Genomic DNA, 9314 nt, shown 5'->3' with positions numbered 1-9314 from the left:
GTTACATTCCGAACCCGGAAGCTAAGCCTTACAGCGCCGATGGTACTGCAGGGGGGACCCTGTGGGAGAGTAGGACGCCGCCGAACTAAAATTGATAAAAGAGCTGGTCCCTGAACTTCGGTTCAGGGACCAGCTCTTTTTTGTTGCGCGTCACTCCCCGTTCACGTTGTGCGACCAACATCCGCGACATGGGAACACTTGCGATGCTGCGAGCCGCAGGAGTCGGCAGCGGAGACGAGGTCATCGTCCCCGCCTACGGGAACGCCGAAGTGGCCGAGGCCGCCGTGCTCGCGGGCGCCATGCCCGTGTTCGCGGACATCGACCCCCGGACGTACTGCCTCGACCCCGACGCGGTCGACGCCGTTGTCACCCCCCGAACGGCCGCCGTGGTCGCCGTACACCGCTTCGGGAACCAGGCGGACATCGCCGGGCTCCACGCCGTCGGACAGCGGCACGCGCTCCTCGTACTGGAGCACGCCGAGCCCGACGCGCCCCATGACGGGATGGCGCAGCGGCAGGCGTACGCCTCGTACCTGAACGGGCGCCTCACCGGAGTGATAACGCCGGCCCGAGGAGCTGCCCACAGCCACCAGTACGTCGTCCGGGTGCCCGGCAACGGGCGGCCGGACCGCGACGCGTTCGCGCGCGCCGTACGGGCCAGGGGAGTTGACTGCCACGTACCCGTGAAGACGCCGCTGCACCGGACGCCGAAGTACTGGCGGGACGTGGAACTGCCGCAGACCGAAAGGGCCGCCGACGAGACGCTCGCGCTGCCCGTGGACGCCTCGTTGACGCGACGGGAACTCCAGCGGATCGTGTCGGCGTGCAACGCGCTCGGCGGACTGCTCCAGCCCGCGTTCTGAATCCGGCCAGGTTTCCTCGGCGCCCGAGGAGACGGCGGTTCTGAGGCGCCCGATGTTCGGGTATGATTTATTCCGTTGCCGCGCGGGAAACCGCGCAGAACGCAACTGGCCCCTATAGCTCAGTCGGTAGAGCGTCTCCATGGTAAGGAGAAGGTCAGCGGTTCGATTCCGCTTGGGGGCTCAGAGATTGAAGGAATGAGAGAAGGCCACCGTCCTGGGGACGGTGGCCTTCTTTGTTGTGTGCCCCCTTCTCGGGAGGGGGCACACAGCGGTCAGTCGTCGAGGCCCGGCACGCGCATCGCCAGGATCGCCATGTCGTCCGACGGGGCGTCCGAAGCGAAGCGCTCCACCGCGCGCATGATGCGGGCCGCCACCGCGCCCGCCGTGAGACCCGTGCACGTCGTCAGGACATCGGCGAGACCGTCGTCCCCCAGCATGCGCGTGCCCTCGCGGCGCTCCGTCACGCCGTCCGTGACGCACAGCAGGACGTCCCCGGGATCCAGGGTCACCGTCTGCTCGTACAGCTCCAGGTCGTCCATGACGCCGAGCAGGGGCTGCGGCTCCGCGTACGGCTCGACCGTGCCGTCCTGGCGCAGGCGCAGCGGAAGGGGATGTCCCGCGCAGACGATCTTCAGGACCGCGGAGCCGTCCTCCTGGGGCCACAACTCGCCGTAGAGGAGCGTCAGGAAGCGGCTGCGGGCGCCCTCGTCGAGGATCGCGGCGTTCAGGCGCTCCAGGACCGCGGGGCCGCCGAAGCCCTCGCGGGCAAGGAGACGCAGGGCGTGCCGGGCCAGGCCCGTGACCGCGGCCGCCTCCGGACCCGTGCCGCAGACGTCGCCGATCGCGAAGCCGTACGCGCCGTCGCGGATCGGGAAGAGGTCGTAGAAGTCACCGCCGACCTCGTTGCCCTCGCCGGCCGCGCGGTAGATGACCTCCACCTCCACGCCAGGGACCTGGGGCAGGCCGGGCGGGAGCAGGCTGCGCTGGAGGGACTGGCTGATCGCCATGCGCTCCGAGTACAGGCGGGCGTTGTCCAGGGCCAGGGCGGCACGGCGGGACAGGTCCTCGGCGAGCTCCAGGATCTCCTGGCGGAAGTGCTCGTCGGACGGCTTGCCGAGCACCAGCATGCCGATGACGCGGTTGCGGGCCACCAGGGGCAGGACGACCGTCTCGCCGCCCACCGCGGAGGCCGTCGACAGGGTCGTGCCGATGCCCGCGCCGACCGTCATCGGCTCGCCGAGGCCGAGGTTGCGCATCGACGTGCGCAGGGCCGCCTGGTGCGCGGCGTCGGAAGGGGCCGTCCAGACGCGGGCGCCCGGAGTCGGGACCGGGTCCGGCGGGGCGACCTTCGTGAGGAGGGCCTTGAGGCCGTCGATGCGCTCCTCGTCCTCGTGCAGGACGTACGAGAGGTACGGCTCCGAGGCCTGGTCGGCGATCGTGTAGACGGCGCACCAGGTCGCGAGCGTGGGGACCGTCATCTGGGCCATGAGGGCCAGGGTCTGGTCGCGGTCGAGGGTGCCCGCGAGCAGGTCGGAGGCCTCCACCAGGAAGGAGAGGGAGCCGCGGCGCAGGCGCTCCAGCTCGCCGAGGCGGGCCGACTCCACGGCGAGGGCGATGCGGTCGGCGGCGAACTGCAGGCGCAGGGCCTCTTCGTTCGAGTACCGGTCCGGGGCCTCGGCGGCGACACCGAGCGAGCCCGTGAGGCGGCCCTCGACCTTCAGCGGGACCGTGACGACCGAACGCATGCCGGTGCTGTTGAGCAGCGGGACGGCGCCCGGGACCACCGTGAGGTCCTCGTGGACGGCCGGCAGGCGCGCGGAGCCGTACCGGCCGGGGCCCGCCTCCACGGGGACGCGGGCGAAGCGCTGGCGGGCCGACGGCAGGCCCGTGGAGGCGCGGACCTCGAGCTCCGTCTCGTCGTCCGTCGCCAGGAGCAGGAAGGCCGCGTCGCCGTCGAGCATGTCGCGGGCGCGCTCGACCGTGCGCTGCAGGAGGCCGTCCAGGTCCTCCGGCGCGGGGGAGCCGATGAAGACCTCGAAGGGGTCGGCGGCGCGCGGCTCGCTGAGGGCGCCGGGCTCCGGGGAGGGGCCGCGCAGCGGAGTCTGCAGGACGGCGCGCTCGTCGTCGCGGACGAGCAGACAGACCGTGGAGGGGTCGCCGTCGGTGTCGCGCACGCGCAGGTGGGATGCGTAGACGGGGATGACACGGCCGCCGGAGTCGCGGATGCCGTAGCTGCCCTCCCAGCGGGAGAGCTGGAGGGCGTCGGCGATGCCGGTGCTGGTGCCGGGGGTGTGCGGCCAGGCGGCGAAGTCGGTGAGGGGCTTGCCGGTGACCTGTTCGGCGACGTACCCGAAGAGTTCCTCGGCGTCCTCGTTCCAGGCGGAGATGGCGCCCGCGCGGTCGATCTGGACGACGGCGACACGGACGCGGCCGTCGGTGATCGGGAGGAGGTCGGCCGGGAGCGCGGGGCCCGCGGCGCGGGTGCCGACGGGGCGGTCGGGCAGGTCGAGTTGGAACCAGACCTGCTTGTGGGTCGAGGTGTAGTCGACGCCCCAGCGGGTGGCGAGCGCGGCACAGAGCTGGAGGCCGCGGCCGCCCTCGCGATCGGGGCTGCCCATGGTCGCAGGGGAGCTCTGGAGGGGGATCTCACGCTCGGGATAGTGGTCGGAGACCTCGATGCGGACGGCGTCCTCGGTGCGCAGACACAGGACGTCGGCGGCTGTGCCCGCGTGGACGACGGCGTTCGTGACGAGTTCACTGGTCAGAACGACCGCGTCGTCGACGATGTCGGAGAACCCCCAGCCCTGGAGGGTGTCTCTGACGAACGAACGGGCCGTCGCGACGGAACGCCCGAGAGGTTCGAAAGTCGCAGCCGCGCGCGCGGTGATCACAGAGCTCCTCGTCCGTTGTCCCCCGGGAATCTGCAGTCCCATGGTGCGGCCGCCCCTCCGATGCCCGCTGTTTATGTGTGCCACCGCCCTGGCCGGGCAGGACCGGGGTGGTTGGACAGCCGGATGCCAGGTTACTTACCTTCGCCGTCCAAGCTGATGCCGGTCGCCAGTGTTTCCGCCCGGAGGGAGTGCGGACGGTGTGCGAAGCTGCCGAACTGTTATGGCCTGGTTCGGCCATGGTGAAACACTGGGCAGGCTTCGAGATGGAGCCCCAGCAGTACGGTCGACCCTTGCGGGAGGGACACAGTGGAGTCTGGCGCTGCGACGCGGACCTCTAAGGCGCGCGCGAAAGACGGACAGTCCCTGAACAGTCAGCGCAAACCGCGCAACGGGGCGACGGCCACGGTGGACGCCGCGGCCCTCAACAGGCTGCTCGTCGCCCTCGTGGCGATGCGGGACGGGAACTTCCGCAAGCGCCTGACGGTCTCCGGCGACGACGTGATGTCGGAGATCGCCGCCGTCTTCAACGAGGTCGCCGACCGCAATCTCCACCTCACCGGTGAGCTGTCGCGGGTGCGGCGCACGGTGGGGCGTGAGGGAAAGCTCACAGAGCGGCTGCGGGGCGGGGCCATGGAGGGCTCCTGGGCGGCGGCGATCGACGCCTCGAACGCCCTCGTGGAGGATCTCGTACGGCCCGTCTCCGAGGTCGGCCGGGTGCTTTCCGCGGTCGCGGAGGGCGACCTGGAGCAGCGCATGGAGCTGCGTGCGGAGGCGGACGAGGGCAACGGCCATCCGCTGCGCGGTGAGTTCCTGAAGGTCGGGCGCACGGTCAACAACCTGGTCGACCAGCTGTCCACGTTCACCGACGAGGTCACGCGGGTGGCCAGTGAGGTCGGCACGGAGGGCAAGCTGGGCGGGCAGGCCCGGTTGCGCGGCATGTCCGGTTCGTGGAAGGACCTCACGGACTCGGTCAACACGATGGCGTACCGGCTGACGGCGCAGGTGCGCGACATCGCCCTGGTGACGACGGCGGTGGCCAAGGGCGATCTGTCCCGCAAGGTCACGGTGCACGTGGCCGGCGAGATGCTGGAGCTGAAGAACACCGTCAACACGATGGTGGACCAGCTGTCCTCGTTCTCCTCCGAGGTCACCCGGGTCGCGCGGGAGGTCGGCACGGAGGGCGAGCTCGGCGGGCAGGCGCAGGTGCCGGGTGTCGCGGGCGTGTGGAAGGACCTCACCGACTCGGTGAACCTGATGGCGGGCAACCTGACCGCGCAGGTGCGGGGCATCGCCCAGGTCACGACGGCCGTCGCGAACGGCGATCTGTCGCAGAAGGTGCGGGTGAGCGCGCGCGGCGAGGTGGCGCAGCTCGCCGAGACCATCAACCAGATGACGGAGACGCTGCGGACGTTCGCGGACGAGGTCACGCGCGTCGCCAACGAGGTCGGCGCGGAGGGGCAGCTCGGCGGGCAGGCCAACGTGCCGGGCGCGGCCGGGACGTGGAAGGACCTGACCGACTCCGTCAACACGGTCTTCCGGAACCTGACGACGCAGGTGCGGGACATCGCGCAGGTGACGACGGCGGTCGCGAACGGCGATCTGTCGCAGAAGGTCACCGTCGATGTCGCGGGCGAGATGCTGGAGTTGAAGAACACCGTCAACACGATGGTGGACCAGCTGTCGTCGTTCGGCGCCGAAGTGACGCGGGTGGCGCGGGAGGTCGGCGTCGAGGGCGAGCTGGGCGGGCAGGCGCAGGTGCCGGGCGCCGCCGGGACGTGGAAGGACCTCACCGACTCGGTGAACACCGCCTTCCGCAACCTCACCGGGCAGGTGCGCAACATCGCGCAGGTGACGACGGCGGTGGCCAACGGCGACCTCTCCCAGAAGGTCACGGTCGACGTCTCCGGAGAGATGCTCCAGCTCAAGAACACCGTGAACACGATGGTGGACCAGCTGTCGTCGTTCGCCGACCAGGTCACGCGGATGGCGCGGGACGTGGGCACGGAGGGGCGGCTCGGCGGCCAGGCGCGCGTGGACGGCGTCAGCGGTACGTGGAAGGAGCTCACGGACTCCGTCAACTTCATGGCGGGGAACCTGACTTCGCAGGTGCGCCAGATCGCCCAGGTGACGACGGCGGTGGCGCGCGGTGACCTGTCGCAGAAGATCGACGTGGACGCGCGCGGTGAGATCCTGGAGCTGAAGAACACCATCAACACGATGGTGGACCAGCTCTCCGCGTTCGCCGATCAGGTGACGCGCGTGGCGCGGGAAGTGGGCACGGAAGGGCGACTCGGCGGCCAGGCGCAGGTGCCGGGCGTCGCCGGTGTGTGGCGGGACCTGACCGACTCCGTGAACGGCATGGCCGGGAACCTCACGGCCCAGGTGCGCAACATCGCGCAGGTCGCGACTGCGGTGGCGCGCGGTGACCTGTCGCAGAAGATCGACGTGGACGCGCGCGGCGAGATCCTGGAGCTGAAGAACACCCTCAACACGATGGTGGACCAGCTGTCGGCCTTCGCCGAGCAGGTCACGCGGGTGTCCCGCGAGGTGGGCACGGACGGCATCCTCGGCGGGCAGGCCGAGGTGCAGGGCGTTTCGGGTACGTGGAAGGACCTGACGCAGTCGGTCAACGGCATGGCGAACAACCTCACCCTCCAGGTGCGCAACATCGCCGAGGTCACGACGGCCGTCGCCATGGGTGACCTGTCCAAGAAGATCACCGTCGACGCCAAGGGCGAGATCCTCGAGCTCGTCACGACCGTGAACACGATGGTCGACCAGCTGTCGTCGTTCGCGGAGCAGGTCACGCGGGTGGCCCGTGAGGTGGGCACCGAGGGCAAGCTGGGCGGTCAGGCGCGGGTGGTCGGCGTCACGGGCATCTGGAAGGACCTCAGCGACAACGTCAACCTGATGGCCAACAACCTGACCATGCAGGTGCGCAACATCTCGCAGGTCGCCGCGGCCGTCGCCAACGGCGACCTCACGAAGACGGTGACGATCGAGGCGCGCGGCGAGGTCGCGCAGCTCGCGGACACCTTCAACACGATGGTGAAGACGCTGAGTTCGTTCGCCGACCAGGTCACCAAGGTGGCCCGTGAGGTGGGCACGGACGGCATCCTCGGCGGCCAGGCGCGCGTCCCGGGCGTGTCCGGTACGTGGAAGGACCTCACCGAGTCCGTGAACGGGATGGCGTCCAACCTGACCGGTCAGGTGCGCAACATCGCGATGGTCACGACGGCCATCGCCAAGGGCGATCTCACCAAGAAGATCGACATCGACGCGCGCGGCGAGATCCTGGAGCTCAAGACCACCATCAACACGATGGTCGACCAGCTCTCCTCGTTCGCCGAGCAGGTCACCCGGGTCGCCCGTGAGGTGGGCACCGAGGGGCAGCTGGGCGGTCAGGCGCGGGTGCGGGACGTCGACGGGACCTGGCGGGACCTCACTGAGTCCGTGAACGAGATGGCCGGGAACCTCACCCGGCAGGTGCGCGCCATCGCGGCCGTCGCCACCGCGGTGACGCGCGGCGACCTCAACCTGAAGATCGACGTGGACGCGGCGGGCGAGATCCAGGTCCTCCAGGACAACATCAACACGATGATCGCGAACCTCCGCGACACCACCCTCGCCAACAAGGAGCAGGACTGGCTCAAGGGCAACCTGGCGCGGATCTCCGGCCTGATGCAGGGCCGCCGCGACCTGGAGGACGTGGCCTCGCTGATCATGAGCGAGCTGACGCCGGTCGTCTCGGCGCAGCACGGCGCGTTCTTCCTGGCCATGCCGACCGACGACGCGAGTGACCTCGGCGGTGACGAGGACGCGTACGAACTGCGCATGCTCGGCAGCTACGGCTATTCGATGGGGTCGATGCCGACGTCGTTCCGGCCGGGGGAGACGCTGATCGGCACGGCCGCCAAGGAGCGGCGCACGATTCTCGTGGAGAACGCCCCTTCCGGCTATCTGCGGATCGCCTCCGGGCTCGGTGAGGCGCCGCCGGCGCAGGTCATCGTGTTGCCGGTGCTCTTCGAGGGCAAGGTCCTCGGTGTCATCGAGCTGGCGTCCTTCCAGCCGTTCACGCACATCCAGAAGGACTTCCTCAGCCAGATCGCCGAGATGATCGCGACGAGCGTCAACACGATCAGCGTCCATCGAGGTCAAGAACACCGAGATCGAGGAGGCCCGGCAGGTCCTGGAGGAGCGCGCCGAACAGCTCGCGGTGTCGATGCGCTACAAGTCCGAGTTCCTGGCGAACATGTCGCACGAGCTGCGCACCCCGCTGAACTCGCTGCTGATCCTCGCCAAGCTGCTCGCCGACAACGCCGACGCGAACCTCACGCCCAAGCAGGTGGAGTTCGCCGAGACGATCCACGGCGCGGGCTCGGACCTGCTCCAGCTGATCAACGACATCCTCGACCTGTCGAAGGTCGAGGCGGGCAAGATGGACGTCAGCCCGACACGCATCGCCCTCGTCCAACTCGTCGACTACGTAGAGGCCACTTTCCGCCCGCTCACCGCGGAGAAGGGCCTCGACTTCTCCGTACGGGTCTCGCCGGAGCTGCCCGCGACGCTGCACACGGACGAATGCGGGTGATCTTCGAGGCCTTCAAGCAGGCCGACGGCACGACCAGCCGCAAGTACGGCGGCACGGGCCTCGGCCTGTCGATCAGCCGGGAGATCGCGCGGCTGCTCGGCGGCGAGATCCACGCGGCCAGCGAACCGGGACGCGGCTCCACCTTCACGCTGTATTTGCCGCTGCACCCCAGCGAACTGCCGCCGCAGGGCTACACCCAGCTCCCGCCGCCGCCCGCGACGCCCGAGCTGCCCGCACTGGAGTCCCTGGAGTCCCTGCAGTCCCGGGAGACCGCCGCGGACGAGGGCGGGCGCCCGGAGTCCCCGCCGCCCGCCGCCACGCCCCCGCAGGCGGCTCCTGGCCCCGCCGCGCTGTTCCGGCGCCGCCGCCGGGGCGCGCCGCCCGCCACGGGTCCCGCGCAGGCGGTTCCGGGGCAGCCCGCGGCCGGGTCCGGCGCGGGGACGCCGGAGCAGTGGCAGGAGGGTGTGGGGCAGGAGGCTCCGGCCCCGCGGGTGCGCATCCAGTTCGGCGGCGAGAAGGTCCTCATCGTCGACGACGACATCCGCAACGTGTTCGCGCTCACCAGCGTCCTGGAGCAGCACGGCCTGTCCGTGCTGTACGCGGAGAACGGCCGGGAGGGCATCGAGGTCCTGGAGCAGCACGACGACGTGACGGTCGTCCTGATGGACATCATGATGCCGGAGATGGACGGCTACGCGACGACGACGGCGATCCGCCGCATGCCGCAGTTCGCCGGTCTGCCGATCATCGCGCTCACGGCGAAGGCCATGAAGGGCGACCGGGAGAAGGCCATCGACTCCGGGGCCTCGGACTACGTGACCAAGCCGGTCGACCCTGATCATCTGTTGTCGGTGATGCACCAGTGGATGCACCAGGAGTGACCCCGCGGCCCGGGCGCGGCCGGAAGCCGACTCAGGTACGGCGGGAAGGCGGCTCGCGGTCGGTGTCAAGAAGCCGCACCATTACGCG

General features: G+C 70.0%; 2 protein-coding genes, 1 tRNA gene, 1 rRNA gene and 1 pseudogene. 4 read left to right on the top strand and 1 reads right to left on the bottom strand.

Features of this window, described 5'->3' with window-relative positions:
- From rrf to OO63_RS33545, 3 genes are all read left to right on the top strand, one after another.
- Positions 1-86, top strand: a 5S ribosomal RNA gene (rrf, locus tag OO63_RS42585); the annotation flags it as partial.
- A 117-nt stretch (positions 87-203) separates the two neighbouring features.
- On the top strand, positions 204-863 hold the full coding sequence (locus OO63_RS33550) for a DegT/DnrJ/EryC1/StrS family aminotransferase (protein WP_030362866.1): 660 nt from the start codon (positions 204-206) through the stop codon (positions 861-863).
- A 108-nt stretch (positions 864-971) separates the two neighbouring features.
- A tRNA-Thr gene (locus OO63_RS33545) sits at positions 972-1044 on the top strand.
- Positions 1045-1135: 91 nt separating this feature from the next.
- On the opposite strand, the gene OO63_RS33540 is transcribed toward OO63_RS33545, so the two are convergent.
- Positions 1136-3796, bottom strand: a complete 2661-nt coding sequence (locus OO63_RS33540; RefSeq protein WP_338106317.1) for a SpoIIE family protein phosphatase — start codon at positions 3794-3796, stop codon at positions 1136-1138.
- Positions 3797-4060: 264 nt separating this feature from the next.
- On the opposite strand from OO63_RS33540, the pseudogene OO63_RS41760 reads away from it, so the two are divergent.
- Positions 4061-9226 (top strand): annotated as a pseudogene (locus OO63_RS41760) (HAMP domain-containing protein).
- Positions 9227-9314: the final 88 nt, after the last annotated feature.

The organism is Streptomyces alboflavus (assembly GCF_000716675.1).
GTDB classification, from domain to species: Bacteria; Actinomycetota; Actinomycetes; order Streptomycetales; family Streptomycetaceae; genus Streptomyces; species Streptomyces alboflavus.
Note: the sequence above shows the minus strand (reverse complement) of the source record. Positions and strands in the feature narration are given on the sequence as shown.

Coding starts and splice junctions, on each gene's coding strand:
- OO63_RS33550 (WP_030362866.1), top strand. CDS start 204: ATGCTGCGAGCCGCAGGAGTCGGCAGCGGAGACGAGGTCATCGTCCCC.
- OO63_RS33540 (WP_338106317.1), bottom strand. CDS start 3,796: ATGGGACTGCAGATTCCCGGGGGACAACGGACGAGGAGCTCTGTGATC.